Below are 26,967 nucleotides of genomic sequence, written 5' to 3' on the forward strand. Positions count from 1 at the left end.
AGTATACTCTTTCTGAATAAAAAAAACAATCCGCTTTTGACGGATCGTTTCCTAGTTATGAATGATTTAGCGGGCTTTTTCAACTCCGCAATACACGGTGAGATGCTGGGGCAGCACTGTTACTGTGATTGGCAATTCCGGCCCTGGATCACCATCGACATTCGTTTCGATCGTTGCCCCATCCGCCAAACGAATCTTTGCTTTATCAAAAGTTTGATAACCAAGAACATCATTTGATTCCGTAACTCCTTTGAGAAGCTCAGGCACGCTTTTGACAGTTTCCCAAAGATTCGTATCCTTTAAGTAGATCAGATGTAATTTGCCGTCATCGGTACTCGCTTTAGGCAAAAGAGATTCGAAACCGCCGATCGTATTGGATGAACCGACGATCATCGTACTGCTTTCCACAGCGATCGTCGTTTTTTCGCCATTATTTTCGGCGGTCACTTCAAACGGATGACTTTCATTTTTCCGCACTTCCCGTAGACCAGAAACAAAATAGGCCATTTTTCCCAGCTTGGTTTTTTCTTCAACTTCCACATTGTTGATCGCCGCTGGAATCATACCAATCGCCACTACATTGGTAAAATAGTCTTGATTAACCTGCCCAATATCGATTTTGCGGGTGTGATCCACTGCAAATGATTCGATGGCTTCCTTGGGATCTAGTGGAATCGCTAATGCTCTGGCTAAATCATTTACTGTGCCCAGCGGGAAGAAACCGAAATTTGGTCGTTTGTCATGAGGGGCTAAGCCATTGACCGCTTCATTGACGGTACCATCACCGCCCATTGCGAAGACACTGTCAAATTCTGCTGCTGCCTCAGAGGCAAAACGTGTAGCATCTCCTTCTTTTTCGGTATGTTTGACAACGACTTCTGAAAAAGCTTCCCGCAGCTTTTCTTCTGCCATCTCCTCAAATTCTTTCGCTTGTTCACCACCAGAACTTGGATTGACGATCAATAATGCTTTCATAAAACAGCCTCCTTGTTTGGATTCATTTTCTATGAATCCAGTATAACAAGTTTCACGAAACCTGTCTTAAACGACATCCGCCTATCCGCTGCAAAAAAACACAGCCTATGCAGACTGTGTTTTTTCGAGTACGCACCTCATTTTATTAAACCAATCGTTTACGCAAGCGCCCAGAAATAAAATCAATGATCGTGACCGTCACAACGATCCCTAATAAAATGATTCCTACACGGCTCCATGATCGCGCATTGATGGCAAAGATCATCGGCGTACCGATCCCACCTGCCCCTACGATCCCTAAGATCGAAGCTGAACGGACAGCCAGTTCAAAACGATACAAGGTAAAAGAAAGAAATTCTGGAATCAATTGTGGCAATGTCGCAAAGCCTAACACATCCCAACGATTTCCTCCCGCACTAACGACCGATTCTGAAGGACCGTGATCCATGTTCTCGATCGCTTCGCTATAGAGTTTCGCCAACATCCCAATGGAATGGACACTAACTGCCAAAACACCAGCAAAGGATCCGGGACCCACTGTTTTGATGAACATGATCGCTAAGACGATTTCTGGAAACGTTCGAATCGCCGTCAGCACGATTTTACCGAAACCTGATAGCCAGCGAGGGCTGTTTTTGCTGCGCGCCGCCCAAAAGGCAAAAGGAATACTTAATATTGAGGATAAAAACGTACCCACAAAGGCGATCGCAACGGTTTCGATCATCAAACTGATCAAATCTTCGCCATCACCGGTATAAACATAGCCCCAATCAGGATGGATCAGGCCATAAAAGATTGAGCCGACAATTTGACCGACATTTTCTTTAACGCCGGCAAAAGGTACACCAGCGAAAGCCCAAATATAAAGGAGGATAACGACTACTGCGATCAGCCAATTCCGTATTTTTTTCTTTTTCGGTTCTGCTGGCAACATCATAACAATCGCTCCCTTAATCTATTACTGATGGTATCAATCACCAAAACAACTGCAAAAATCACTAAGACGATAATCGACGTCTGGTCATATCGAAATTGGCTTAAAGATCGTTGTAAGAAAACACCGATTCCGCCTGCGCCGATATACCCAAGAATCGTCGATGCCCGCACATTGATCTCAAAGGCATAAAGCAAGTAACTAAGAAAATGGCTCATGACTTGCGGTACGACTGCATAGCGGATGATGTCAAACTTCGATCCTCCAGAAGCCGTGATTGCTTCGATTGGACCTTCATCAATCGTTTCAATCGATTCATAAAACAATTTGGTGATCATCCCAAAAGAAAACACAGAGATGGAGATCACCCCGGCAACGGGACCGATTCCGACAATGGCAACAAATAAAGCCGCCAGCATCAAATCAGGTACCGTCCGAATGATATTCAAAACAAAACGGAAACAACCGCTGATCCAATGATTCGTCATGATATTTCGTGCTGCTAAAAGTGAAAACGGAAAAGCCGCCAGTGCACCAAAGGTCGTGCCGATGATCGCCATTTGGATCGTTTGTAAAATCGGCTCTACAATGATTTTGGCATATGCCCAATCAGGATGAGCCATCTTTTGTAAAATGACATTCATTTGACTGCTATTGCTAAAGAACCGTGCCAAATCAACGCCTGAAATAGAGCCGCTAACGAACAATACCACTAAAAAAATGACGAGCCAAAGAACATTTTTCCATAGTCCGCTGCGTTTCGGCAACGTATTTGTCGTCATTGTCCTGCCCCTTCCTGCTCTTCTATGATCTCGCTGCCATAAATCTGTTTCAATCGCTGATCGGTCGCTTCACTGACAGGGCCATCAAAAACCAAGCCTCCGTCTCGCAACCCGATGATCCGCGTGCCGTACTCTCTTGCCAATTGGACAGAATGCAAATTGACTACGATGGTAATCCCCAGATCTTGATTGATCCGTTTTAAGTCATTCATGACTTTTTCAGTGGTTAAAGGATCTAAGGAAGCAACCGGTTCATCCGCTAAAATAATCTTCGGCTCTTGCGTCAAAGCACGGGCAATCGAAACCCGCTGCTGCTGACCGCCAGACAATTCATCGGCTCGAGTATAGACTTTTTCTGCTAAATTGACCCGCTGCAGCGATTGATAAGCCAGCTCTTTATCCGCTTGCGGGAACAAACCAAGCAACATTTTGATCGTTGGGTGATAAGCTACTCGCCCAGTTAAGACATTTCGCAAGACACTCGAACGTTTCACCAAATTAAAGCTTTGGAAAATCATGCCAATGTCTCGACGAATCAAGCGTAGCTCTCTTCCTTTTGCTTTTGTGATCGACTTGCTATCGATTAAAATCTCGCCACTCGTGATCTCGTGCAGTCGATTGATGGAGCGCAGCATCGTTGATTTTCCTGCTCCTGATAAACCCACTACGATGACAAATTCCCCTTTTTTGATATCGATGTTTAAGTCCTTCAAACCTAATACCCCATTTGGGTATTGCTTGGTCACATTCTGAAATGAAATAATCGTTTCGTTCTCTAGAGCCATGATTCTCCTACTTTCTTTCCATTAGGTAAAAATTGCTTTCCATTCGAAAAGGGTACCTCAACTACCGGTACCCTCCCGATCTATTCATCTATTAGTTATTGTCCGACTTGTTCCGCATACTCTCTTACGATGTCGAAATTGCTGTCTTGTGAAACAACGTATCCTTCATGAGAGTAAATATCAGAGATGATTTGTTTTCCTTCTTCATCTTTACCGATCGCGATAAAGGCATCTTGGATTTTTTTGTCCCACTCTTCACTCATGTCGCTGCGGACACTGATCGTATCGTTCGGGATCGGTTCGGTAAAGTACATTGGTTCTACCTCATCCATGATTTCTGGGTAATCATTTTTGACCGTGTTGCGGGCATCTTCAAAAACGAACGCTGCGTCAACGTCGCCATTCAAGACAGATAAGACCGCTTGGTCATGGCCTTTGACTTGAACAGTCGTCACATCCGTATTGATATCGATGCCTGCTTTTTTCATTTCTGCTACTGGCCAAACATAACCGGCAGAAGAAGTAACATCTTGCGTGGCAATCGTTTTGCCTTTTAAATCTTCCAACTCTTTGATATCGCTGCCGCTTTTTACGACGATCATTGAGCGATAGCTATCAACCAATTCATCCGTTGATTCCCCACCAGGCTGCTTGATGCCATAACGCTGTGCTTGTAATAGCACCTTAACATTGCTTTGTTCATTTGCTAAAACATAGGCATTCGGCGGTAAAAAGCCTACATCTACTTGTTTCGAAGCCATTGCTTCGACGATTGTATTGTAGTCAGTGGAAACACTCACAGTGACTGGAATCCCCAATTCATCACTTAATAATTGCTCAAGTGGTTTTGCTTTTGCTTCTAATGTTTCTGCTGCTTGTGATGGAACAAATTGAACGGTCAACTTTTCTGGTACATATCTTGCTTCTTCAGCCGCCGAGTCAGTACTTGCTCCACCTGAGCCACATGCCGCCAGCGTAACTGCTGCCACCAAACCTAAACCAAACATTGCCGTTTTCTTCCAAACTTTCATCACTTTTTCTCCTTTTCATTAAAAAAATCGAACTCACGGAATTCCGAACTTTCCTTTTTGATTATAAAAAACCAACGAATCAAAAACAATCTTTTTCGAATTACGAACGTTTTCTTTTTTGATAATGTTCGTGTTTCGACCAAAACCATTCGTGAGCACATTCTCAATAATCAACGTTTTTCGAAAGTTTCTTTCCATTTGTTCTACTTCCTCAGAGTATCAAATGAATATAAGGTTTGTGTTGTCAACGTGTAAAGATTCCGTTAATCGCAAAAGGAACTTTGTGAACAACAAAGCATGGACACACTCGTAATTCTTACCCCAAGTGCACAAAATTTCTTGAAAAATCTAGCCAGAAAATGACGGCACACTTTTTGGACCGGAAAAACACCAATAAAAAAAGCAGAGAATCCCCTTAAGAACCTCTGCTTTTGACCTCATTTTTTACTGTAGAAAGAGTCATTTACCCTTGATCCGTTGGCAGCTGCAACAAGAGTACATGCTCGTTATCAATCATTTCACCTGTCAAGACAAAGCCGTTTCGTTCGTAAAGCTTTGTTGCGATCTCGTTGCCATCTACAGCGGAGATCCTTAATTCTTGCGCTTGGATATGGGTTTTGAACCAATCTAACCCAGCAAGAAACGCCTGACTGCCTAACCCTTGATTTTGGAATTTTTCTGCGATCATAAACCGCTCGATCCACCACGAAGCTTTTGGATAATCCTCATCCGCTTCGTAAAAACTAAATAAGAGAAAGCCGACCATATCCTCACCATTGTAGAGGGCAAATGCCTGACGTGGTTCCTCATAGATCGCCTCTAACATTGAGTACCAATTGGGCGCAACAAAATCTTCTTGCTCCTTCGTTGTCTTCAAATTCATGCACGCACGATAGTTTTCCTTCGTGATTTCTTTTAATTGAATCATTGCTTCACTCCTTATCTAAGCCATTATAAATAACTATTTCGTTAAAACGGTTTCATTGGTGTATAAAAAAACACCCAGGTTACTTTTACGTAATCTGGATGTCATTTTCTTATGCTTCTTGCGCTACTGGATAAACAGATACTTGTTTTTTGTCGCGGCCTTTACGTTCGAAACGAACAACGCCGTCAACTTTTGCAAACAATGTATCATCTCCACCGATACCTACGTTTACCCCTGGGTAAATTTTAGTACCGCGTTGGCGATAAAGGATTGATCCGCCTGAAACGGTTTGACCGTCAGCACGTTTCGCACCTAAACGTTTTGATTGAGAGTCACGTCCGTTAGAAGTAGAACCCCCACCTTTTTTGTGAGCGAAGAATTGCAAATTCATTTTCATCAACATGAGATGCACCTCCTAGTTTTCTTTAGTAGTTTTGATTTGGATATAATCGTTGTACTCTTCTTGAACTGATTGCAAGCCGATCAACAAATTTTCTAAAAGAATTTGTGCGATATTCGACTGCTCTTGGGTCAAACGAGAAGGCAGCGTGACTAATAAGTACCCACCATTTTCGTTATCTGCTTCAACTTTTGGCGCAACGCCAGCCAAAGCATCGATCCCATTGACTGCACTGATCGCTAAAGCGGATGCTGCAGCACAGACGATGTCTTTGCCGTATTCTCCTGCTTGTGCGTGTCCAGCTAGTTCAAAAGAAACAATCCGACCAGAGTCATTTCGTTTGAATGTCCCTTTGATCATATTCGTTACCCTGCTTTTCGTAAGAATTAAGCGTTGATCGCGTCAATAACAACTTTTGTGTAAGGTTGACGGTGACCTTGTTTACGGTGTGAATGTTTTTTAGGTTTGTATTTGAAAGTTACGACTTTCTTTTGTTTGCCGTGTTTTTCAACAGTTCCTTCAACAGTTGCTCCTGCAACGATTGGGGCACCCACTTTTGTTGATTCGCCACCTACTAAGATAACTTCATCAAAAGTAACCTTTTGTCCAGCTTCAACGTCTAATTTTTCAACGTAGATTGCTTGACCCACTTCAACTTTTACTTGTTTCCCACCAGTTTTGATAATTGCGTACATGCTCTACAGCACCTCCTTATAATATACTTAGACTCGCCATCCCAAGTGACTTTCGTACTTACTACTTGTTCTGTGCGGTTGTAGCTGTGGAGTCCACAATTACAACAGATTAACTTTATCAAAATGTTTTCCTAAAGTCAATCACTAATTAAGGAAAAGACAGAATTCTTTTGCTACTAGTCATTTCCTTTTGTGCATTTTTTATTTTCTATTACTATAGAAGAAAGAGCACAAGCGAAACAGAATGGGAGGAGTTTTCATGCAATACCCCAAAGAATTAGCCACTGCCGTTCAACAGGCATCCCGCAGTTATCCGTTGGAAGGATTTGTTCCAGGTCAAGGACCGCTGCAGCCCAAATTGATGATCGTTGGTGAAGCCCCTGGTCGAACCGAAATCGAGAATTTTATTCCTTTTAGCGGACAAGCAGGAAAAGAATTGATGAAATCGTTGGCTTTAGCCGGTTTGACCCGTGAGGATGTCTACATCACCAGCGCTGTCCGCAGCCGTCCATATTCCGTCAAAGAACGAATCAACAAGCGCAGCGGTGCCCATGAGATCGTCCATCCCAATCGGACACCTACCAAAAAGGAAGTCTTGCTACACGCACCACTGCTTGACTACGAGTTGTCCATCGGGAATCCGCCCGTCATTGCAACTGTTGGCAATATCGGACTACAGCGATTATTAGGCAACGCCTATTATATCAAAGACCACCATGGCGAAGTGATCCGTTCCAAAATTCAAGAAAGCAATCCGACAAAGGATGGCTATCAATGGTCGGAAAAAGAATATCTGATCGTGCCGATGTATCATCCCGCTGCGATCTTTTATAATCGGACGTTGACTCCGCAAATCGAAGCTGATTGGCGAGGGTTAAGAAACATTCTTTCACAAATACCAGCCGACGAATAACGACCAGTCCCCTAGCCCTACTGCCAATACGCTGGAATCGTCTGCTCATAGGCGGTGATTTTCGCCTCTTCCTGCAAGGTGATACTGATCTCATCGAGACCGTGGATCAATTTGTGTTTCCAGGTAGCATCGATTGCAAAGAAATGCTCCTCCCCGGCAACGATCACACATTGCCTCGGCAAGTCGATGCTGATTTTTTCAGAAGCAGGCAGCGAGGCGATCCTTTGGCGAACAGTCAAAGGCAGCTCGATGGGCAGCAGCCCGTTTTTGGTGGCATTCATATAGAAAATATCACCGAAGCTGCCAGCAATCACGGCTTTAAAGCCGTAATCCAACAGCGCCCATGCCGCATGCTCTCGAGAAGAGCCAGAACCAAAATTATCACCAGTGACGAGGACTTGAGCGGTCTGATATGCTGGATCATTCAAGATAAATGCTGGATTAGGCTTGCGTTGCGGCAAATAGCGCCAATCGTCAAATAAAAATTCGCCAAACCCCGTTTTTTCAACGCGCTTCAAATAATTTTTCGGTAGGATTTGATCGGTATCGATATTGTCATTCATCAAAGGCAGCGTCGTACCTTCAAATTGCGTAAAAGCTTCCATTAACCAACACCTCCAACCACTTCTCGTACATCGACAAAACGCCCATGAATCGCAGCTGCTGCCGCCATTGCTGGACTACAAAGGTGCGTCCGAGCGTTTTTCCCTTGCCGTCCAACAAAATTCCGGTTTGACGTGGAGGCACAGTGGACGCCTTCTGGTACTTTATCAGGATTCATTCCTAGGCACATGGAGCAGCCAGGCTCCCGCCATTCAAAACCAGCCTCAATAAAGACTTTGTCTAAACCGATAGCTTCCGCTGCTTTACGAACAGGGCGTGAACCAGGAACGATAATGCCAGTGACCCCTTCTTTGATGGTCTGACCTTTCAAAATCGCCGCTGCTTCTTGCAGATCAGATAAACGACCATTGGTACACGATCCGATAAAGATGTATTCGATGGGGATATCGGCAGCCGTCTGTCCGGGGTGCAGTGCCATATATTCATAGGCTTGCTGATCATTATGATCTCGCACTTCAGGAAACGTTTCGCTGACCGGTACTCCCATTTCTGGATTGGTGCCCCAAGTGATGTAAGGTTCTAAGGTTGCTGCGTCTAAGGTGATCAGGGCATCATAGTTGGCACCTTCATCGGTATACAGGGTTTCCCAATCCGTCACCGCACTGGCAAACGCTTGTGGCGCAAAGCGTCGATCCTTCACATAAGCAAAGGTCGTTTCATCAGGTGCGATCAAGCCCATTTTCGCCCCACCTTCGATCGACATATTGCAAATGGTCATGCGCTCTTCCATCGTCAGGTTGCGGATCGTTTCGCCAAAGAATTCTACGGCATAGCCACCACCAAAATCTGTGCCATGCGTCGCGATCAATGCCAAAATAATATCTTTGGCGTACACCCCCGGCTGCAGCTGACCGGTGATCTCAACTCCCATGCGTTTCGGTTTTGTCTGCCAAATCGTCTGTGTCGCAAAGACATGCTCCACTTCACTCGTACCGATCCCAAATGCGATCGCGCCGAAAGCACCATGGGTGGCAGTATGGGAATCACCGCAAACGATCGTTTTTCCTGGTTGGGTCAAGCCTACTTCTGGGCCAACCATATGGACAATTCCTTGGTTGGCAGAGCCATTGTCACACAATTCGATCCCAAAATCATGACAGTTTTTACGTAACGTATCCATTTGCTTTTTTGCAACCAGATCGGTGATGGTAAAAATATCTTTGGTAGGTACATTATGATCCATTGTTGCGAAGGTTTTTTCGGGACAGCGAACTGTCCGTCCCGCTTGCCGCAATCCTTCGAAGGCTTGCGGCGTCGTCACTTCATGGATCATATGCAGATCGACATAAAGCAGCTGCGCCTGCCCTTCTTCTCCTGTGATCACATGCCGATCCCATAGTTTATCAAACAGCGTTTTCCCCATAATTGCTCACTCCTAACTGTGCAATAACCGCTTCTGTAAAGGCAGTTGTCGTTGCCGTCCCACCTAAATCACGGGTCAAGATTCCCGCATTCATTACCTCATAACACGCACTTTCGATGGTATCTGCCAGCTGTTCCTCTTGAAAGGACTCTCTTAGCATCATCACGACAGACAAAATCATGGAAACCGGATTGGCACAATTTTGCCTAGCAATATCCGGTGCCGAGCCATGGATCGGTTCATATAAAGAAACCCCTTCTGCACCATGGCTTGCGCTTGGTAGCACCCCTAATGACCCCGGCAAAACCGAGGCTTCATCACTTAAAATGTCGCCAAAGAGATTTTCGGTCACGATTACATCAAATTCTTTGGGATTTTGGATGATTTTCATAGCGGCGGAATCAACATATTGATGAGTCAACTGACAATCCGGGAATTCCTGTGCCGTTTCTTCCGCTAATCGGCGCCAAAGCCGGCTAGTCGCCAACACATTTGCTTTATCGACAGAGAGAACCCGCTTCTTCCGCGTACGGGCGATCTCAAAGGCTTTACGCAAAATCCGTCGAATCTCTGCTTGGTGATAATGATTGATGTCGTAGGCTTCTTCAGGTTTTTCTGCTTTTTCGCCAAAATAGATACCGCCAGTCAACTCACGAACGATGACAAAATCTGTCCCTCGAAGGATCGTTTCTTTGATGGGAGACAAAGCAATCACCGCATCAACTACTTTGATGGGTCGAATGTTGGCGTATAGACCTAACGCTTGACGCAGATTCAAAAGTCCTTTCTCAGGTGTTGTCGGTGCGTTTTCCCAAGCTGGATCACCAATGGCTCCTAAAAGGACCGCATCCGACTGCTGGCAAGCTTGTAGTGTTTCTTGCGGCAATGGCTCTCCAGTAAGTGCCAGCGCCGCTCCACCAAATGGCCGCTGGTCAAAATGAAAGTGCTGGAGATGGTCAGGACAAGCCGCTTTCAATACCGCAAGGGCACTGTCCATAATTTCTGGTCCGATGCCATCTCCTGCTAAAACCACGATCTTTTTCAAACAAGGACACCTCGATTCTTTAGAGCTGCGCTAGCCTGTACATAGGCTTTGGCTGACGCCTGCAAGACATCAAAGTCTAAGCCGATCCCGCTGATTTTTTCATTGGTTTCCTGGCATTCAATGACCACGTGCACTTCCGCTTGCGCATCTTCCCCACTGGTCAAGGCAGTGATTTCATAATTCAACAACTTCGGCTGCTGCTGGAAAATCTGATCGATCGAGTTGTAGATAGCTTGGATACTGCCGGCACCGATGGCTGATGCCACTTGTTTTTCCTCGTCTTTGATGATAGAAACCACTGCTCCTTGATGGCCATTGGACACGTATTGTAGCTGAACGGCGTCCAACTCGCAGCCGCCTTCTTGGCTGCGGCCTTGATCGGCCACCAAAGCCAGCAAATCTTGTTCGGTCACTTGCTTCTTTTTATCTGCCAATTCTTTGAAGCGTTTAAACAATTCGTTGGTTTCTTCTTGGTCAAACTGGTAGCCCAGTTGCTGCATTTTATCGACAAACGCATGGCGGCCAGAAAGTTTGCCTAAAGGCAACGAGTTGGTTTCTACCCCCACCAACTGTGGGGTAATAATTTCGTAGGTCTCAGGATTTTTCAAGACGCCATCTTGATGAATCCCTGATTCATGGGCATAAGCATTGCCTCCGACGATCGCTTTGTTTTTCGGTACCGTGATTCCTGACAAACGTGCCACCAGATCGCTGGTTCGTTTTGTTTCGTTTAATTTGATGTTGGAGGTAGCCTGATAGAAATCATTGCGAATATGCAACGCCAAGGCCACTTCTTCTAATGCAGTATTGCCAGCTCGTTCGCCGATCCCGTTGATCGTTCCTTCCACCCGATCAGCACCATTTTCAATAGCCGCCAGCGCATTGGCTGTCGCCATTCCCAAGTCATCATGACAATGGGAAGAAAAAGTGATCTGCTGCTCGCTTTTGATATTGGCGATCAAATAGGCAAAAAGCGCACCATATTCTGTAGGATTGGTAAACCCTACTGTATCGGGCACATTGATGATCGTCGCGCCGGCATCAATCGCTGTTTGAACCGCCTCAAGCAAGAAGGCTTTATCGGTGCGGGTGGCATCTTCTGGCGAGAATTGAACTTTTTCAAAGCGTTCACGCGCATAAGCCACATGTTCTTTGATGGAAGCGAGTACTTCTGCTTTCGTCATATTCAGCTTGTACTGGCGATGCACCTTACTCGTTGCTAGAAAGACATGGATCTGTGGATCGACGGCTTGATAAAGAGCTTCATAGGCACGATCAATGTCTTTTTTCTGACAACGGGCAAGTCCTGCAACGGTCATTTTCGTCACCGCCCCAGCAATCGCTTTGACTGCTTGAAAATCTCCTTCTGATGCAATCGGAAAACCTGCTTCGATCGTATCGATGCCCCATTTTTCTAATTGCAGCGCCAGTTGAACCTTCTCTTTCGTATTAAAGTTGACTCCCGGGGTCTGTTCACCGTCTCGCAATGTCGTATCAAAAAACTGGATTTTTCTCATCACTATTTCCTCCTTAGCAGTGGTAGGAGCACGCTTGGCGCGACTTCATTCAAACACAATTGAAAAAATGGTATAAAAAAAGCACTCCATAAAGGGTTTCCTTCATGCAATGCGAATAGGACTCTTCAAATGATGCCTTAAAAAAGGCGGGTCATAGAAAAAGAGTCCTTACGATAATAATAATAAAAATGCAGCTGTTTGTTTCAATCGTTTATCCATCGTCGTCACCTATCACTTTTTTTATCTTGTTATGAAGATACCAAACAGCAGGTTCCTCTGTCAACACTTTTCCCTGAATTTTCTGAATATTTCGATAAAAAGTTCGTTTTTGCCCTGTTGATGGGTTGCTTTTCTTCTTGATGAAAATTTAAGCAGAACCTGACGAGATCTTCACAGGATTTTAACCAAACCTCCACATAACACCGTTATGATAGAAATATCCCAAAAATATTTTTCACCCCTTTATCCTGCCAGTCTTATGACTGGTTTTTTTGTTGTTCCAAAGACTCGAAAAGATTGAACTTAAGGTGAGTTATTCGTATAATAGGGGACAGCGATAAATTAGGAGGATGAAGATGCGCAACGAAATGATGCATCGTCCAGTAGTCAAACCAGAACTAGTGGCGTTTATGCGTGAAAAACAAAAACAATTACCCGGCGAACTTGGTGAAATCGAGCAAGCCGCTCATAAAAAAGAAGTGCCAATCATCCCACATGAAACAGTGGTCTTCTTGCAGTTTTTATTAGGACAACTCCAGCCAAAAGAAATCCTTGAGATCGGCACAGCGATCGGTTTTTCTTCAAGCTTGATGGCGCAATGTGTGAAAGATGGTCATGTCACAACGATCGATCGCTTTGACGTCATGATCCGCAAAGCCAAAGAAACTTACGCTCGCTTAGGAAATGAAGAAAAAATCACGCTATTAGAAGGACAAGCGGCAGACGTTCTACCTACATTGAGTGGCCCTTATGATTTTATCTTCATGGACAGCGCCAAATCAAAATACATTGAATTTTTACCAGAATGTCTGCGTCTATTACGCAAAGGCGGTGTGCTGATGGTGGATGACGTATTTCAAGCTGGAACGATTCTACAACCCATCGAAGAAATTCCTCGCAACCAGCGAGCAATCCATCGCAAATTGAATCTTTTCTTGGATACTGTGATGAACCATCCTCAGCTGACCTCCACGCTTGTCCCTTTGGGAGATGGCGTGATTCTCATTACGAAAGAAGCAGATAGCGTAATTCTTGAGGAACCTGAGAAAGGTTGAGTGCAGCTGCGCTTCCTTTTTTCAAAGAAAAAATAAGAAAAGGGCGAAAAGCGATTGACATTGCTGCGCCCTTTTTCTATAATGTTATTTGTTGCTGATTGATTTCAACAGCTTAGGCGAAGTGAGCATTCGCTGAAAATTATTTGTTCCAGTAGCTCAGCCGGATAGAGCATTCGCCTTCTAAGCGAACGGTCGGGGGTTCGAATCCCTCCTGGAACGTTATTTAACCGTCGAGAACCCTTGTTCTTGGCGGTTTTTGTTTGTTCTTGTGCCAAATTGATCTAATTTTTTTGCCATAGCAATTTGGTGACTAATCAACAGCCTGTTCCCTTCCTCATCACAAAGCAATCAAACGATCGCTTCCCATCCGCTTCAATCTTCAGCAAATTTCTTTCATCGGTATCATAATTTCAGTGTTTATTCTTATTATCAGTAATCCCCCCGTAAACTACTTGTTCTCTAGTTAAAGGATGCCTCATCATGTTACTATTGGTCACTGCTCTCACGGGTGAAGGCTGGGCTTATTTTAGCATAGCCTTAACGGTTTTTACTAAATGATTTAAGTAAATGAGAAAGCAAGAGGGATGCTGCGTTCTCATTTGCTTTTTTGATAGCTAAAATATTCACTGGTACCTATAAAATAATAGTTGACGAGAAAGGTTGGAATGCTCAAAGAAACGTTTTTGCTATAGTATGATTAAATACCGCACTCTTTGAGCACCCATGTTTTTTTCATTTCATCGGCTCTTCATGATTAATCGCTTACCCAATCCGTTTTCATATCCTCCTCCTGCAAAAATTATGCTATGCTTAACAAAAACAAAGAAAGCAGGTGTCCTATGGAGATAACGGTACATATTGCAAGCGGGTTTAGTAAAAATCAAACAGGTGGCAACAAGGCTGGAGTCGTCTTGTTGGAACAGCCTCTTACGCCACAACAAAAGTTAGCCGTCGCAAAAGAGTTAGGCTTTTCAGAAACAGCTTTTTTATCGAAATCCCCGCAGGCCGATTTCCGATTTGACTATTTTACGCCAAAAGAAGAAGTTGACTTATGCGGACATGCAACAATTGCCTCCTTTGCACTATTATCGTATCTAAACAAACTTTCCAAGCAACAGTATCGCATCGACACCAACGCCGGACGTTTGTCGATCACCATCAAAGACGGTGTCATTTTCATGGAACAGAACAAACCACTGTTTTCAGATGTACTTTCACTAGAACAATTAACTGACTGTTTTGATACCAATGCTATCAATGATCAAATTCCTATTCAAATCGTTTCTACTGGATTAAAGGATATCCTTATTCCAATCAAAACAACGGCCCAGTTGCAGCAAGTTACACCTAATTTTGAGGAAATAAAAAAAGTAAGTGCGCTTCAACAAGTAGTTGGCATGCACTTATATGCAATGGAAAAAGAACGAATCGTTTGCCGTAACTTTGCCCCATTGTTTGACATCAATGAAGAATCTGCCACAGGAACTTCCAATGCCGCTTTGGCTTGCTTCTTGTATCAAAAGTGTGCCCTCGAAAAAGAAGTGTATCGCTTTGAACAAGGCAGCAATTTAGGTGAACCTTCTGAAATCTTTGTCAAACTAGCTACGACTTCGCGAAAGGTAATCCAACATGTTTACGTTGGGGGCAGAGGGCATTTTTGCGAGACAGTAACCATCGACACGGATACACTGGCATAATCACGACAATTTGGGGCTGATCTTCAATCAGCCTTTTTTCTTTTCCTCTTCACACATCACGTTCTTTTTTCCATAGCAGCCCATCAGTACCTCGAATACTAGTTTTCTCATAAAAAAAGAACCCAATTCGGGTTCTTTCCTTCACATTGTTTTCTATGGCTTACCAACAAGTTTTGCTAACAGCTCACTGACTTTAGGCAGTGGCTCGTTTTGTAGCGCTGCTACGATTTTTGAACCGATCACTACCCCCTCACACACACTGGCAAAGCGCTGCACATCTGCGTGGGTCGAGACCCCGAAACCAGCTAATACTGGAATCGGACTTTTTTCCGAAATGGCTTGCAAATGCTGATCCAGCTGTTCGTTGTATTGGCGATCTTCTCCAGTGACACCGTTCACTGTCACAGCATAGACGAACCCTTCTGCTTCTTCGATCAGCGTCTGAATTCTGTCTGGAGGACTGGTCAAAGAGACCAGTGTGATCAGCGCGAGATCCGCCGCATCAAAAGTAGGGGTTACTAGTGATCGATGTTCAAAAGGTAAATCTGGAATAATCAACCCTTTCACATTTGTCGCTTTTAACTCATTTGCTAACTGTTCAATCCCATAATGAAAGAATGAATTGGCATACCCCATCAATACCAGTGGAACCTCGGAATGGATGGTTTGCAGCGCAGCAATGATCTTTTTTAAAGTGGTCCCATTGGCTAATGCCTGCATTCCAGCTGCTTGGATGACCGCTCCATCTGCGACTGGGTCTGAAAAGGGCACGCCGATTTCAATGGCGGCTGCGCCATGTGTCGTCAACAGTTCGATTTCTGCTGGCAGGCGTTCCAGTCCGTTGGCACCCGCCATAATATAAGGAACAAATAGTGGCTTGCCTTGTTTTTGGCGCTCCTTTAGTTTCATCGTCAATGTTTTGCTGGTCATTTCGCTGCTCCTTTCCGGTCTTTGATTTGTTGAACATCTTTGTCCCCTCGCCCAGACAAGCAGATCACTAAGCGTTCTTCGGGTGTCATGATTGGGGCTAGCTTTAGGGCATAGGCAACGGCATGAGCACTTTCCAAAGCAGGAATAATGCCTTCGATTTGAGACAAGAGATAAAAGGCGTCAACGGCTTCTTCATCAGTGACCGCGAAATACTCCGCTCGCTCAATCTCCTTCAAGTAAGAATGCTCGGGACCGACCCCTGGATAATCCAAACCAGCTGAAATCGAATAAGGTTCGATCACTTGCCCATCATCGTCTTGCAGCAGATGCATTTTTGTACCATGTAAAATACCGATACTGCCTTTCGTCAAGGTCGCCGCATGCTCAGTAGTATCCACACCTTTCCCAGCTGCTTCAACGCCAATCAAACGAACGGTCTGATCATCGATAAAAGGGTAAAACATTCCCATCGCATTGCTGCCGCCGCCAACACAAGCAACGACTGTCGTCGGTAGTCGACCTTCTTTTTCTAATAGTTGCCGTCGTGTCTCACTGCCAATCACACTTTGAAAATCTCGAACGATCTCTGGAAAAGGATGCGGACCGAGTACAGAACCCATCACGTAATGGGTGTCCTCGACGGTTGCGACCCAGTAGCGTAGCGCTTCATTGACAGCATCTTTCAACGTCTGATTGCCTGAAGTGACTGAAACCACTTTCGCTCCCAACAATTCCATTCGAAAGACGTTTAGTGCTTGCCGCTGAACATCTACCGCACCCATAAAAATCGTGCATTCCATACCGAACAACGCGGCCGCAGTCGCTGTGGCGACGCCATGCTGTCCAGCACCGGTCTCCGCTACCACTTTCTTTTTCCCCATCCGCTTTGCTAATAACACTTGCCCTAGCGCATTATTGATTTTATGGGCGCCCGTATGATTCAAATCTTCTCGCTTCAGATAAATTTTGGCACCGCCTAAGTGTTGTGACAAGCGCTGTGCATGATAAAGGGGGGTCTCTCTTCCTACATACTCTTGCAAATATTCCTGTAATTCTACTTGAAAACTTGCGTCCGCTTGTGCTTCACGATAGACAGTTTCCAATTGCTTGACTGCATACATCAATGTCTCTGGCACAAACTGGCCACCATAGGGACCATAAAATCCTGCTTCTGTGGGGTATTGGGTCATTTTATCTTCTCCTTTACTAAGTAAATAAATTGTTCGATTTTCCGACTGTCTTTCTTGCCCTGGGATTCCACGCCTGAAGAAACATCGACAGCATAGGGCCTAAAAAATTGGATCGCCTCTTCTACATTTTCCGCGTGCAAACCGCCAGCAATAAAAAAACGCTCAGACAACGGCAACGGTTTTCTCGCCGCTTTTTGCCAATCAAAGGATTGGCCGTTGCCGCCAGCATAAGGGTGATCTCTTACTGGAGCGTCCAATAACCCAAAATCTGCATCGCAGCTTAGGAAATCTTGTTCTAAAGTCTCAGCTTCTCCATCAAAGGCTTGGATCACTGCGATCTTTTGATGCGCAAAAATGCCTGTCTGGATGGCTGTTTGCAAAGATGGCAGAACCTTTCCATGGAGCTGAATCGCTGTCAGCTGGGCGGCTTGAATTGCCGCTTGCACTTCTTCAAAACTTGGAGAAACGAAAACCCCGACTTTCCCTACATTTTGGGGTACTTGCTCCGTTATCTTGCGGACTTGTGTCGGATCGATTCTCCGACGGCTTTCGGCAAAAACAAAGCCAAGGTAATCTGCTCCTGCACTGATGGCAGTTTCGACATGCAGCCGTTCGGTGAGTCCACAAATTTTCACTTTGGTCATCGGCGGCTCACCTGCAAATCTGCCGCTGTTTCAGCAATTCGATTGCTTCTCATCAACGTTTCTCCAACGAGGACTCCATGATAAAACGGTGCAAGCTGCAGCACATCGGAGGCAGTTCGAATACCAGATTCACTGATGTAAACCGCCTCTGACGGCTGAGGTGCTAAAGCAACACCGACATCCAAGGAAACGTCAAAGGTTTTTAGGTCACGATTGTTGACGCCGATGATTTTGGCCCCTAAGGCTTGGGCTTGTTGAAATTCAGCCGCATTATGAGTCTCAACGAGTACTTCCAACCCTAGTGCTATTGCCTCTTGATGAAGTATGGCTAAGCGTTCTGGTTTTAAAGCGGCCACGATCAATAAAACAATACTGGCACCCGCATTCTTGGCGCGAATCAATTGTTTTCTGTCGATAATAAAGTCTTTGCATAGTATAGGCACCGAAACGGCATTACTGACTGCTTCAAGATCTGCCAGCGAGCCTTTAAAAAACTGCTGGTCGGTCAAAACGGAAATCCCGCTGACACCCGCGGCTTCATAAGCTTCCGCTTGTGTGACTGGGTCGATTCCTTGGTTGATGTCTCCTTTTGAGGGTGAAGCACGCTTGATTTCAGCAATGAGGTGCATTTTTTGTGGTCGGTCCTTGACTTGCTGATAAAATGATGGACGTTTCGCTACGACCTTTTCGATTTCTTGTGGCATCGCGGCAACTTCTTCAACTTTTTTCTGGATGATCGTTTCTAAAAAATCCATGATTCTCCTCCTTACAGCTCTCGTAGTTAATGGCTATTTGACTGACGAATCAGCATCTGCAGTTTGTCGTAGGCCGCGCCCGAAGCGATACACGCTCGTGCCATCGCAAAGCCTTCCGCTAGGGTGGCGGCTTTGCCGTTGGTATAAAAGCCTAACCCTGCATTTAAGACCACTGTCTCTAGATAAACGGAAGGGTGATTTTTCAAAACTGCTGTTAAGATCGCGGCGTTTTGAGCCGCATCTCCGCCGACGATCGCCTCGATCGGTGCTGGCGTAAAGCCATACGCTTGCGGATCCAAAGAAAAATTCGTCACCTTTCCTTCGTGATAAAAACTGATCGCCGTTTCACCAGCCAAATTGGCTTCATCCATCCCATTACATCCATGGATCACCATTGCTCGTTGCCGACCAAGACTGCCTAACGCCTGAGCGGTGTCTACCAAGCTCTCGCCAGCGTAAGTACCGATCAGTTGCGTAGTCAACGGAACAGGATTGATCAAAGGGCCTAATAGATTAAAAATCGTTGGTGTCGCTAATTCTTGCCGTATTTTCATCACTGCTTTCATGCCCGGATGCAACGACGGGGCGAAGAGAAAAGCGATGCCGACTGTCGCTAATAGATCGGCGATTTTTTCTGGTGATGCTTGAATTGCCACCCCCAAGCATGCTAAGACATCGGCACTGCCTGAACGACTAGAGATACTGCGATTGCCGTGTTTTGCCATCGTGATTCCCCCAGCTGCTAAAACGAAGGCAGCCGTAGTGGAGACATTAAAACTATTGGCGTGGTCGCCACCAGTGCCGCAATTGTCCATGGTGTCTCCTCCTTCATAAGGAATGGTCACGGCATGCTCTAACATAATTTCTGCTAAAGCAGTCAATTCGGCAGCTGTGATGCCGTTGATCTTCATCGCAACTAATGCTGCGCCCAATTGACTTTCTGAAAACACCCCGCTTAAAATTCCTTGAGCAAAGTGACGCATCTCCTGATAACTTAAATGACGGCCATTAAATAATTGCTGAGTGATTTGTTGCGGCGGCTGCTTTTTTAGTGCTTGCATTAAAGATTCCTCCTTTTTTCATCTTGTGTTTTTTCTGTATTATCCGAGACGAGTTTAAGAAACTGTTCTATGAAAAATGCCCCCTCGTTTGTTCCCATTGATTCTGGATGGAATTGGAGTCCTACGATTGGTTTTTCGCGATGCTGAATCGCCATGATGATCCCTTCTGTTTCAGCCAACACCTCAAATTCCGCTGAAAGTGTCGCTGGCTCAATGACAAGCGAGTGATAGCGCATGACAGTCATGTCTCCTAGGTAGGTTTCGAATACGCCTTTTTTCTGATACGTAAGGGTCGATTGCTTGCCGTGCATAATAGCTGGTGCTTGGACCACTTTGGCACCAAACGCTTCACCAATGGCTTGATGACCTAAGCAGATGCCTAAAAGCGGCTTGCTATCATGGTATGTTTTGATCAAAGAAATCATGAATCCTGCCTCTTCGGGACGGCCTGGTCCCGGGGAAAAAATGATGCCATCTGCTTCTTTAGCAACAATGAAAAGCTCTGGATCGTCATTTCGCAAGACGATCGTATCCGCTGGACATTGCTGGACTAAGTTATACGTAAAGGAATCATAATTATCGACGAGTAAAATCATTGGCTGACACCTCCAATAGTGCTTTGGCTTTGTGTAATGTTTCTTGGTATTCAGATGAAGGATCAGAATCATAAACGATCCCCGCCCCTGCTTGGACATAAGCGATCTCGTCTTTCAATACCAATGTCCGAATCCCGATGGCAAAATCCGCTTGATCATTTCGTGAAAAATAACCAACTGCACCAGCATAGACCCCTCTTCGAACAGCTTCCCACTGATAGATGCGAGTCATGGCACGAATCTTTGGTGCCCCGCTGACCGTGCCTGCTGGCAGGGTTGCTTTCAAGGCATCCATTGCCGTCACACCTGCTCTGCGCTTGGCAGCCACTACCGAAACGATGTGCATGACATAGCGGTATTTCTCGATCACCATGTATAAAGGAACATGAACCGTCCCATGTTCAGCGATCCGCCCTAAATCATTGCGCCCAAGATCGATCAGCATCTGATGCTCTGCACGTTCTTTTTCATCTGCCAATAGTTCATTTGCCAAAGCTTCGTCTTCTGCTTTGGTTGCACCTCGTTTGCGGGTACCAGCGATCGGATTCGTGGTGATTTCGTCGCCTTGAACGCGAATCAGGCTTTCAGGTGAGCTACCAATCACTTTAAATCCGTGATCGAAATCAAGATAATAGAGATACGCGGAAGGATTTGTCACTCGTAGTTTGCGGTAATAGTCAAAGGGCTCTTGTTTAAATGACGCTTTCAGACGTTGCGAAGGAACGACTTGGAACATGTCTCCCGCCGTAATTCGGGCTTTCGCCTCTTGAACGATCGCTTCATAGGCATGTTGAGTAACATTGCTGGTAAAATGCAGTTTTTCATTTGACAATACACGGGTCTCAGCGGCGACTGGTGTCCTTAACTGCTGCTTCACTGCTTGCATTACCTGCTCCATCTCGACGGTTCCTCTTTGGCTATAGCCATTTTCAAGAATGATCGTTAAAGTTTCCGTCTGATGGTCCAAAACGAGAAAAGTTTCGAAAAGCCAAAAGGCCATATCAGGCACTTGCAATTCATCTGCGGGCAGTTGTCCGATGTCTTCATAGCAAGCGGCGATATCATAGCCCGCATACCCGATAGCCCCACTTTGCAGCGGTAGATTCGGTAAAGCGCTAATTTCCTTTTTGACTACATACCCTTCCATTTCTTTTAAAGGGTCCTGACACGGGTACTTGTTGACCGTTTTTTTCAAAAGATCCTCCACTTGAAAAACACCATCCTTAAAGGTCATTTTCTGAACGGGATCAAAGGTAAGGATCGAATAGCGTCCGGTATCTTCTTCTCTGGGAATACTTTCCAATAAACATTTATGCGCCCCTTGAATCCGTAAAAAAACTGAGACAGGTGTCAAACAATCGCTGTTGATTCGTTCCATTCGATACATAAGCTGCTCCTTTCTTTGTAAACAAAAAGCCCTCAAGCAAACGCCATAAAAACGTCTGCTTGAGGGCGAATGATCGCGGTACCACCTCAATTGAAGTTGCCCAAATAAACAACTTCTTCTCTATCAACCGTCTAACAACGGTCTTCCTCGATAACGGGAGTTCCCGCATTTTCCTACTGCCAAAAAAGGGTTCAAAAAATGATCGGCTAAGGCCATTTCCTTGATTTCTTGGTGCCGGACTCTCATCACCGCCGACTTTCTGTAACCAAAAAAGACTCAAGTACTTCTCTTAGTTTGATTTTACGTTTATTTTTTTATTGGTTGAAGGGCAAGAAAAACAAAAAAGCCCTCAGGCAAACAAACTTGTCTGCCTGAGGGCGATTACTCACGGTGCCACCTCAATTGGTTCTCTAGATCGTCTATCAACGATCGTTCTCTGTAACGGGAGTTCCCGGAAAAAGCCTACTGATTTCAGCCTTTCGACACAAAAGTCCATTTCTGAAGCGTCAATCTGCTGATTTGCACCACCATCAGCTCTCTGCAAGACGAACGTCCTCATACTTCTCTTTTGTTTAGTCTTAATGAGTTATTGGTAGCTATATTACGCGGCTTTTGTTGATCTGTCAACAGGAAAAAGCGAATTTTATTTTTTTGACTCCTTTTGACAAAACAAGAAAACATCCTGCAACGGTTTGTCTTAACCAAAATGACGACACATTCTTTAGGCCAAAAATGCCCTTCACTTCTTTCAGATTACTTAATTATAGTTGCTGATCCATTTAAATAATATTTGTTTTTTTATAACCCTTACGTGAAGATCAAGCTACGAAATATTCGCTATCTTTTACCAAAAAATCGACATTTACCCAAAATTTTCATGACATCATGAAAAAACAGAATTGTTATTCAAAATATTATTCTATATGATTGAACCGGATATAAGAAAGGGTGATTAAATGCACATAGACAAATTATATTTCTCCACCTTTATTTATAAAATGAGCTGCTTAGAATTTACTTACTCTCTCATTCAATCCAATGAGAAAAATGCCGATTTATCAGAGGAAGAACAAGCAGAAATTGAATGGATCATCGACTCTGCTCTCCATCGAAAACTCTACGCCTCTCGCAAAAAGAGTCTTTTTTCCTCAAAAATAAAATTATCGAAAGAAAGTTATTCTTTGTATTTGCGAATGAAGAAATACGAACATATGATAGACCTCTAACCGTTAAAACACATAAAAAACCTCATTCCTTTAGACAGTTACTCAGAAGGATACCCATTCCATCTTTTTTAATAGAAAAACATCATTCGGTGAATTGGAAATAGCAAAACTTGCCTTTTTCGTATAAAATCAAAAAGAACACGAAAGACTCAGAAAGGAAGTTTTTGTCATGGATGGGATGATGAAAAAAATCATTACCGAGAAGGATTTATTACGTCAGATCCTTCTCTTGGAACAACTGGCGAATCACAAAATGATCACTGCCAAGCAACTAGCAAAATTGATCGATACGACGGAACGAACGGTTTTTTCTGATATAACCTATATTCGTCAACAATTACCCGAAGGTTGGCAGATTGAAGCCGCCAGTAATGGCTTTGCTTTGACCCATGATGGGCCATTGTTGATGAGTCAGCTATGGGAAACGTTTTTCCCTCAATCGATCGGTGTTTCTTTAATGAAAGCATTGCTTTTTTCCAGCGAACTTAGCACGCAAGAAATTCTTGGCCAAGCGGGAACTTCCTATGAAACTTTGCGGCGGCATATTACAAAATTAAATAAAAGTTTGACGGATTTTTCCTTACGGATTCGCATCACAAATCGCGTGATCCGCTTTGAAGGAAGTGAGATCAATATTCGGGTCTTTTTCCATCGACTTTTACTGCCTTATACCCATAACAATTACTTTTTTGAGGAATATACAATTCATGAGTCCCACTATCAACATTTTTTACAGCGTCTGGGCAAAGATAAACTCCAAATCGACGTAGAACAAATCTTCGGTACTTGCTGGTTTTTTATCAATACAATCCGTATCAAGGCCAATTGCCGCATGGATTCCTTCGAATTTAATGGGGATGATCCCCTCTACGGTCTTTTCCAACAGCCATTAAGTTATCTCTACCAAAAAGAAGGCGTATATTTAGAATGCAGCGAACACTTCTTTAGCTTCTACTGTTTTTTAGAAAGCTGGAACTACAATAACGATTGGTCCCAAACGATTCAAGCGACTCTTGAAACGTATCAAACCATTCACGATAAAACGACCCATTTTGTCGAACAATTAGCCCGCTCGTTGCAGCTACCTCTCGCTAGCGGGACGCAGCTGATTGAGAATCTGTTGCTGCTCTTGATCAAAACGCAAGAGTCTGCCAAACTCTCAGAATGGTTTGGGTTAGAATTTCACGAGATCCAGCGCTTGAATCAGCCCTATTCGCTACCGATAGAAGCAACGATCCATGACTTTTTAGAAGAACAGACAAACAGTCAAAGGGAAACGAGTTTTCCTTTATGGTCAACCACCACCTTGTTGATCCAACAGGCTATTTTACAAATCAACCCTATCCGGGCAAAGGGATACTTTATCTTTCAAGGGGAGCCAGCATGGAAAGCTTACCTTATGCAAGAATTGAATGACTTTCTCGGAGCACGTATTCTACTATCGGCGATCGAACCAGGTCAACTAGATGGGCTATCGGCAACCGACGTTGATTTTGTTTTGTCAAATTTCCCATTAGATGATGCCCCTGTCCCAGTCTTTTATTTATCGATGGTACCGACCAAAAATGAGCTCAATCAAGTGACTGAGCTCATTCAAACCTATTATTTAAGTTATCACTAGAATCATCAAGCTGCCTTTATTGTTTCACTGGGGCAGCTTTTTGACGTCCTTGCAGCTTGTTTGTAATAAATTTCTCACCTTCGACGACTGTGAAAAGAAGTGCCCCGTTGGCTGCAATACTCAACTGCTGCATCAGCGTCAAAGAACCAATCCCTAAAAGCTGGTGTCCGATAGGTGTTAGGAAAATCGCTGCCTGCAATACAATCAGTAGTGCCAGGGAGACTAAGAGTGCTTTATTGGCAAAGAGTTGGCGATTCAACGCCGGCTTTACCAGCTCACGACAGTTCAGTAAGTAGACTGCTTGAGCAAAGACGATACTTTGCAGTAGCATGCTTTGTTGAAGGACCGTTCCTTCAAACTGAATCGCTAAGACGTAGGAAGGAATCATGATTAACAGCGAGACATAGAAGATGCGGAACAGACTGTACCAAGATAAGATACCTTCTTTGATTGGCCGTGGTGGTCGATTCATGACATCCGCACTTGCCTTCTCAAAACCGAGTGCGTAAGAAAGCGTGATGGTTGTCACCATATTTACCCATAAAATTTGTACAGGTGTCAGTGGCAGTGGTCGGTTCAACAAGAGTGCCGCAATAACGATCAATCCTTGTGCAACAGCCGTTGGTAAGAAGAAGTTGATGGTTTTCTTCAAATTATCGTAGATCCGTCGACCCACTCGGACGGCATTGGCGATCGTATGAAAATTATCGTCTGCCAAAACCATATCGGCTGCTTGCTTGGTTACTTCACTGCCTTTGATCCCCATAGCGATCCCAATGTCGGCTTTTTTCAGCGCTGGTGCATCGTTTACACCATCGCCGGTCATTCCGACAATCTCTTCATTCGCCTGCAAAGCACTAACGATCCGTAATTTATGCTCTGGGGTCGTTCGAGCAAAGATATCTGTCTTTTGGACTGCTTGCTGCAACTCCTCCTCAGACAGCAGATCGATTTCCAGCCCTTCCAACACGTGATTCGTGTGCTTCAATCCAATTTGCTTGCCGATAGCTTGAGCGGTCTTGCCATGATCTCCTGTGATCATTTTGACTTGGATGCCCGCTTGCAAGCACTCTTTTACTGCTTTGATGGCACTGTCTTTCGGAGGATCAATGATGCCAGCGATCCCAACAAAGGTTAAATTGATGAGTGCTTCGTGGGACAAGGACTCCTGTGCCGACAGCGTCAGATGCGCAAAGCCGATCAGTCGCTGCCCTTTCGCTGCTAATTTTGCACTTTCATCTAACCACCATTGCTTTTGATCTGAAGTCAGTTGGCTTTTCTCAAGCAACACTTCGGGCGCACCCTTGACAAACACTACCGAGTCATTCGGCTCTTCTTGATTTTGATGGCGTGTTGCCATGTACTTGTAAGAGGAACTAAAAGGAATTTTATCGACTGTTTTACGCAATGGTTGCTGCGCTAATTCTGCGTATTGTAACAAGGCTTTTTCGGTTGGGTTTCCAACGAGTTCAGCCGCCTTTTGTCCTTCGTCTTGCTTCAAATCTTGACAATTTGCCATGATATCAAGCACCGTTGCTTTATCCACGTTTGACTCAACTAAGACATCGACGACCGTCATTTCATTTTTGGTCAAGGTTCCTGTTTTGTCTGAACAAATCACCGTCATGGCACCTAGTGTCTCCACTGATGGCATCGTTTTGATGATTGCTTGCTCCTCAGACATTTCCTTGACACCCATCGATAAAATCATGGTCAGCACGGCTGGCAAGCCCTCTGGAATCATTGCTACAACTAATGCGATACCTGATGAGAACAAGAGATCAAGATCAAAGCCGTAGCGGAAGGTAGTAAAGAAGATCAAGAAAATCACTAATCCGATAATGCCTTTAAAGATTTGGTGATTCAATTGCTTCATTTTTTTGATCAACGGGGTTTCTTGCGCTTTCACAGACTGAATTGCTTGATTGATCTGGCCGATTTGTGTATCGTCTCCTGTTTCAACGACGATCCCGCTGGCAGTTCCGCTTTCTACATGGGTACCAGAAAACGCCATGTTCCGCTGGTCACCAATCGTACTTTCTTGAGTAATGGGTTCGGTCATTTTTTGAACTGGCTCAGATTCGCCGGTTAAGATAGACTCTTCAATCACAAGATCATGGGTTTCGATCAAGCGCATATCTGCTGGTACGACATCTCCTGGTCCTAAAACGACTAAATCTCCGTTTACTAAGGAAGAAACAGCAATTTTCTTCTTGCGGCCATGAACATAAATTGTTGCTTCTTGCCCCATGAATTGCTTCAACCCATCCAGTGACTCTTGGGCTTTACGCTCTTGCCAGTAGCCGACTAATCCATTGATGACGACGACCGCCATAATAATGCCGCTTTCGATATAATCACCCGAAACCCCTTTTAAGACGGCTGCGACGATTAAGACCAACATCAGTAAGTCTGTAAAATGCTTGCCGACTTTCTTCCATGTAGGGATCTGCGCAGCCTCAGTGATTTTATTTTCACCTTGCTTTGCTAAACGCTGGTTGCGTTCTTCGGAGGAAAGGCCCTGCCGTGTTGTTTGCAACGTATGTAATAGTTCTTCTGTTGTGTTTTTGTACCAATTCATATTTTTTTCCTCC

The 26,967-nt window shown here is 44.5% G+C and carries 25 protein-coding genes, 1 tRNA gene and 3 other annotated features; of the genes, 5 read left to right on the top strand and 21 right to left on the bottom strand.

What is annotated here, in order from left to right; translation table 11 throughout:
* Positions 1 to 66: 66 nt before the first annotated feature.
* From IGI92_RS09870 to rplU, 9 genes are all read right to left on the bottom strand, one after another.
* Complete coding sequence (locus tag IGI92_RS09870; RefSeq protein WP_429967848.1) at positions 67 to 975, bottom strand: diacylglycerol/lipid kinase family protein; 909 nt, start codon at positions 973 to 975, stop codon at positions 67 to 69.
* Between the two features lie 145 nt (positions 976 to 1,120).
* The gene (phnE, locus tag IGI92_RS09875; protein WP_008378503.1) at positions 1,121 to 1,912 is read right to left on the bottom strand and encodes a phosphonate ABC transporter, permease protein PhnE; all 792 of its coding nucleotides are present in this window, start codon (positions 1,910 to 1,912) and stop codon (positions 1,121 to 1,123) included.
* A complete protein-coding gene (gene phnE, locus IGI92_RS09880; RefSeq protein ID WP_005235330.1) occupies positions 1,909 to 2,691 on the bottom strand; it encodes a phosphonate ABC transporter, permease protein PhnE in 783 nt (260 codons plus the stop codon). The genes phnE (IGI92_RS09875) and phnE (IGI92_RS09880) overlap by 4 nt, the downstream gene beginning before the upstream one ends.
* A complete protein-coding gene (gene phnC, locus IGI92_RS09885) occupies positions 2,688 to 3,476 on the bottom strand; it encodes a phosphonate ABC transporter ATP-binding protein (protein WP_005235328.1) in 789 nt (262 codons plus the stop codon). Before phnC ends, phnE (IGI92_RS09880) begins: the two co-directional genes overlap by 4 nt.
* Positions 3,477 to 3,571: 95 nt before the next feature.
* A complete protein-coding gene (phnD, locus tag IGI92_RS09890; protein WP_301387644.1) occupies positions 3,572 to 4,507 on the bottom strand; it encodes a phosphate/phosphite/phosphonate ABC transporter substrate-binding protein in 936 nt (311 codons plus the stop codon).
* A 463-nt stretch (positions 4,508 to 4,970) separates the two neighbouring features.
* A complete protein-coding gene (locus tag IGI92_RS09895; protein WP_005235322.1) occupies positions 4,971 to 5,435 on the bottom strand; it encodes a GNAT family N-acetyltransferase in 465 nt (154 codons plus the stop codon).
* 109 nt (positions 5,436 to 5,544) lie between these two features.
* Positions 5,545 to 5,838, bottom strand: coding sequence for a 50S ribosomal protein L27 (rpmA, locus tag IGI92_RS09900; protein ID WP_003126181.1), 294 nt, complete (start codon positions 5,836 to 5,838; stop codon positions 5,545 to 5,547).
* Positions 5,839 to 5,850: 12 nt separating this feature from the next.
* On the bottom strand, positions 5,851 to 6,195 hold the full coding sequence (locus IGI92_RS09905; protein WP_005225752.1) for a ribosomal-processing cysteine protease Prp: 345 nt from the start codon (positions 6,193 to 6,195) through the stop codon (positions 5,851 to 5,853).
* Positions 6,196 to 6,221: 26 nt separating this feature from the next.
* Positions 6,222 to 6,530, bottom strand: coding sequence for a 50S ribosomal protein L21 (gene rplU, locus IGI92_RS09910; RefSeq protein ID WP_005225751.1), 309 nt, complete (start codon positions 6,528 to 6,530; stop codon positions 6,222 to 6,224).
* A gap of 19 nt (positions 6,531 to 6,549) precedes the next feature.
* Positions 6,550 to 6,620: a sequence feature (ribosomal protein L21 leader region), on the bottom strand.
* Positions 6,621 to 6,789: 169 nt separating this feature from the next.
* Between rplU and IGI92_RS09915 the strand changes: the two genes are divergently transcribed.
* Entirely contained in the window at positions 6,790 to 7,443 is a 654-nt protein-coding gene (locus IGI92_RS09915) for a uracil-DNA glycosylase (RefSeq protein ID WP_301387629.1), read from the top strand.
* Positions 7,444 to 7,460: 17 nt separating this feature from the next.
* Here the strand turns inward: IGI92_RS09915 and leuD are convergent, their stop codons facing one another.
* The 4 genes from leuD to IGI92_RS09935 are packed head-to-tail and all read right to left on the bottom strand — an operon-like array spanning position 7,461 to position 11,992.
* Positions 7,461 to 8,048: a 3-isopropylmalate dehydratase small subunit gene (leuD, locus tag IGI92_RS09920; RefSeq protein WP_016612252.1), complete on the bottom strand. Its 588-nt coding sequence runs from the start codon at positions 8,046 to 8,048 to the stop codon at positions 7,461 to 7,463.
* Positions 8,048 to 9,430 (bottom strand): 3-isopropylmalate dehydratase large subunit, encoded by a 1,383-nt coding sequence (gene leuC, locus IGI92_RS09925; protein WP_016612253.1) that lies wholly within the window; start codon positions 9,428 to 9,430, stop codon positions 8,048 to 8,050. Before leuC ends, leuD begins: the two co-directional genes overlap by 1 nt.
* The gene (gene leuB, locus IGI92_RS09930) at positions 9,411 to 10,475 is read right to left on the bottom strand and encodes a 3-isopropylmalate dehydrogenase (RefSeq protein WP_016620456.1); all 1,065 of its coding nucleotides are present in this window, start codon (positions 10,473 to 10,475) and stop codon (positions 9,411 to 9,413) included. The genes leuC and leuB overlap by 20 nt, the downstream gene beginning before the upstream one ends.
* On the bottom strand, positions 10,472 to 11,992 hold the full coding sequence (locus IGI92_RS09935; protein WP_016612263.1) for a 2-isopropylmalate synthase: 1,521 nt from the start codon (positions 11,990 to 11,992) through the stop codon (positions 10,472 to 10,474). Before IGI92_RS09935 ends, leuB begins: the two co-directional genes overlap by 4 nt.
* 575 nt (positions 11,993 to 12,567) lie before the next feature.
* Here IGI92_RS09935 and IGI92_RS09940 point away from each other — a divergent pair.
* The 3 genes from IGI92_RS09940 to IGI92_RS09950 all read left to right on the top strand — a co-directional run bounded on the left by IGI92_RS09940 (position 12,568) and on the right by IGI92_RS09950 (position 14,963).
* Positions 12,568 to 13,266: an O-methyltransferase gene (locus tag IGI92_RS09940; protein ID WP_008378512.1), complete on the top strand. Its 699-nt coding sequence runs from the start codon at positions 12,568 to 12,570 to the stop codon at positions 13,264 to 13,266.
* A 145-nt stretch (positions 13,267 to 13,411) separates the two neighbouring features.
* Positions 13,412 to 13,485, top strand: a tRNA-Arg gene (locus IGI92_RS09945).
* 620 nt (positions 13,486 to 14,105) lie between these two features.
* A complete protein-coding gene (locus IGI92_RS09950; RefSeq protein WP_087663975.1) occupies positions 14,106 to 14,963 on the top strand; it encodes a PhzF family phenazine biosynthesis protein in 858 nt (285 codons plus the stop codon).
* Between the two features lie 153 nt (positions 14,964 to 15,116).
* On the opposite strand, the gene trpA is transcribed toward IGI92_RS09950, so the two are convergent.
* Genes trpA through trpE form a run of 7 tightly spaced genes read right to left on the bottom strand, consistent with a single transcriptional unit; the run spans position 15,117 to position 21,526 of the window.
* Positions 15,117 to 15,893, bottom strand: a complete 777-nt coding sequence (gene trpA / locus IGI92_RS09955; RefSeq protein WP_301387622.1) for a tryptophan synthase subunit alpha — start codon at positions 15,891 to 15,893, stop codon at positions 15,117 to 15,119.
* On the bottom strand, positions 15,890 to 17,083 hold the full coding sequence (gene trpB / locus IGI92_RS09960) for a tryptophan synthase subunit beta (protein ID WP_010747974.1): 1,194 nt from the start codon (positions 17,081 to 17,083) through the stop codon (positions 15,890 to 15,892). Before trpB ends, trpA begins: the two co-directional genes overlap by 4 nt.
* Positions 17,080 to 17,727, bottom strand: a complete 648-nt coding sequence (locus IGI92_RS09965) for a phosphoribosylanthranilate isomerase (RefSeq protein ID WP_301387618.1) — start codon at positions 17,725 to 17,727, stop codon at positions 17,080 to 17,082. The genes trpB and IGI92_RS09965 overlap by 4 nt, the downstream gene beginning before the upstream one ends.
* Complete coding sequence (locus tag IGI92_RS09970; RefSeq protein ID WP_301387617.1) at positions 17,724 to 18,482, bottom strand: indole-3-glycerol phosphate synthase TrpC; 759 nt, start codon at positions 18,480 to 18,482, stop codon at positions 17,724 to 17,726. Before IGI92_RS09970 ends, IGI92_RS09965 begins: the two co-directional genes overlap by 4 nt.
* A gap of 26 nt (positions 18,483 to 18,508) precedes the next feature.
* Positions 18,509 to 19,543, bottom strand: coding sequence for an anthranilate phosphoribosyltransferase (gene trpD, locus IGI92_RS09975; RefSeq protein WP_086373063.1), 1,035 nt, complete (start codon positions 19,541 to 19,543; stop codon positions 18,509 to 18,511).
* Positions 19,543 to 20,139, bottom strand: coding sequence for an aminodeoxychorismate/anthranilate synthase component II (locus tag IGI92_RS09980; protein ID WP_005235288.1), 597 nt, complete (start codon positions 20,137 to 20,139; stop codon positions 19,543 to 19,545). Before IGI92_RS09980 ends, trpD begins: the two co-directional genes overlap by 1 nt.
* A complete protein-coding gene (gene trpE, locus IGI92_RS09985; RefSeq protein ID WP_430606855.1) occupies positions 20,120 to 21,526 on the bottom strand; it encodes an anthranilate synthase component I in 1,407 nt (468 codons plus the stop codon). Before trpE ends, IGI92_RS09980 begins: the two co-directional genes overlap by 20 nt.
* Before the next feature lie 58 nt (positions 21,527 to 21,584).
* Positions 21,585 to 21,830 (bottom strand) — a binding site (T-box leader).
* A 66-nt stretch (positions 21,831 to 21,896) separates the two neighbouring features.
* Positions 21,897 to 22,109 (bottom strand) — a binding site (T-box leader).
* A gap of 812 nt (positions 22,110 to 22,921) precedes the next feature.
* Here trpE and IGI92_RS09990 point away from each other — a divergent pair.
* Complete coding sequence (locus IGI92_RS09990) at positions 22,922 to 24,373, top strand: helix-turn-helix domain-containing protein (RefSeq protein ID WP_301387613.1); 1,452 nt, start codon at positions 22,922 to 22,924, stop codon at positions 24,371 to 24,373.
* A gap of 16 nt (positions 24,374 to 24,389) precedes the next feature.
* Here IGI92_RS09990 and IGI92_RS09995 read toward each other — a convergent pair whose 3' ends face one another.
* Positions 24,390 to 26,954, bottom strand: a complete 2,565-nt coding sequence (locus tag IGI92_RS09995; protein ID WP_086299354.1) for an HAD-IC family P-type ATPase — start codon at positions 26,952 to 26,954, stop codon at positions 24,390 to 24,392.
* Positions 26,955 to 26,967 lie beyond the last annotated feature (13 nt).

This window comes from Enterococcus sp. DIV2379 (genome assembly GCF_050542965.1).
Taxonomy (GTDB): domain Bacteria; phylum Bacillota; class Bacilli; order Lactobacillales; family Enterococcaceae; genus Enterococcus_D; species Enterococcus_D entomosocium.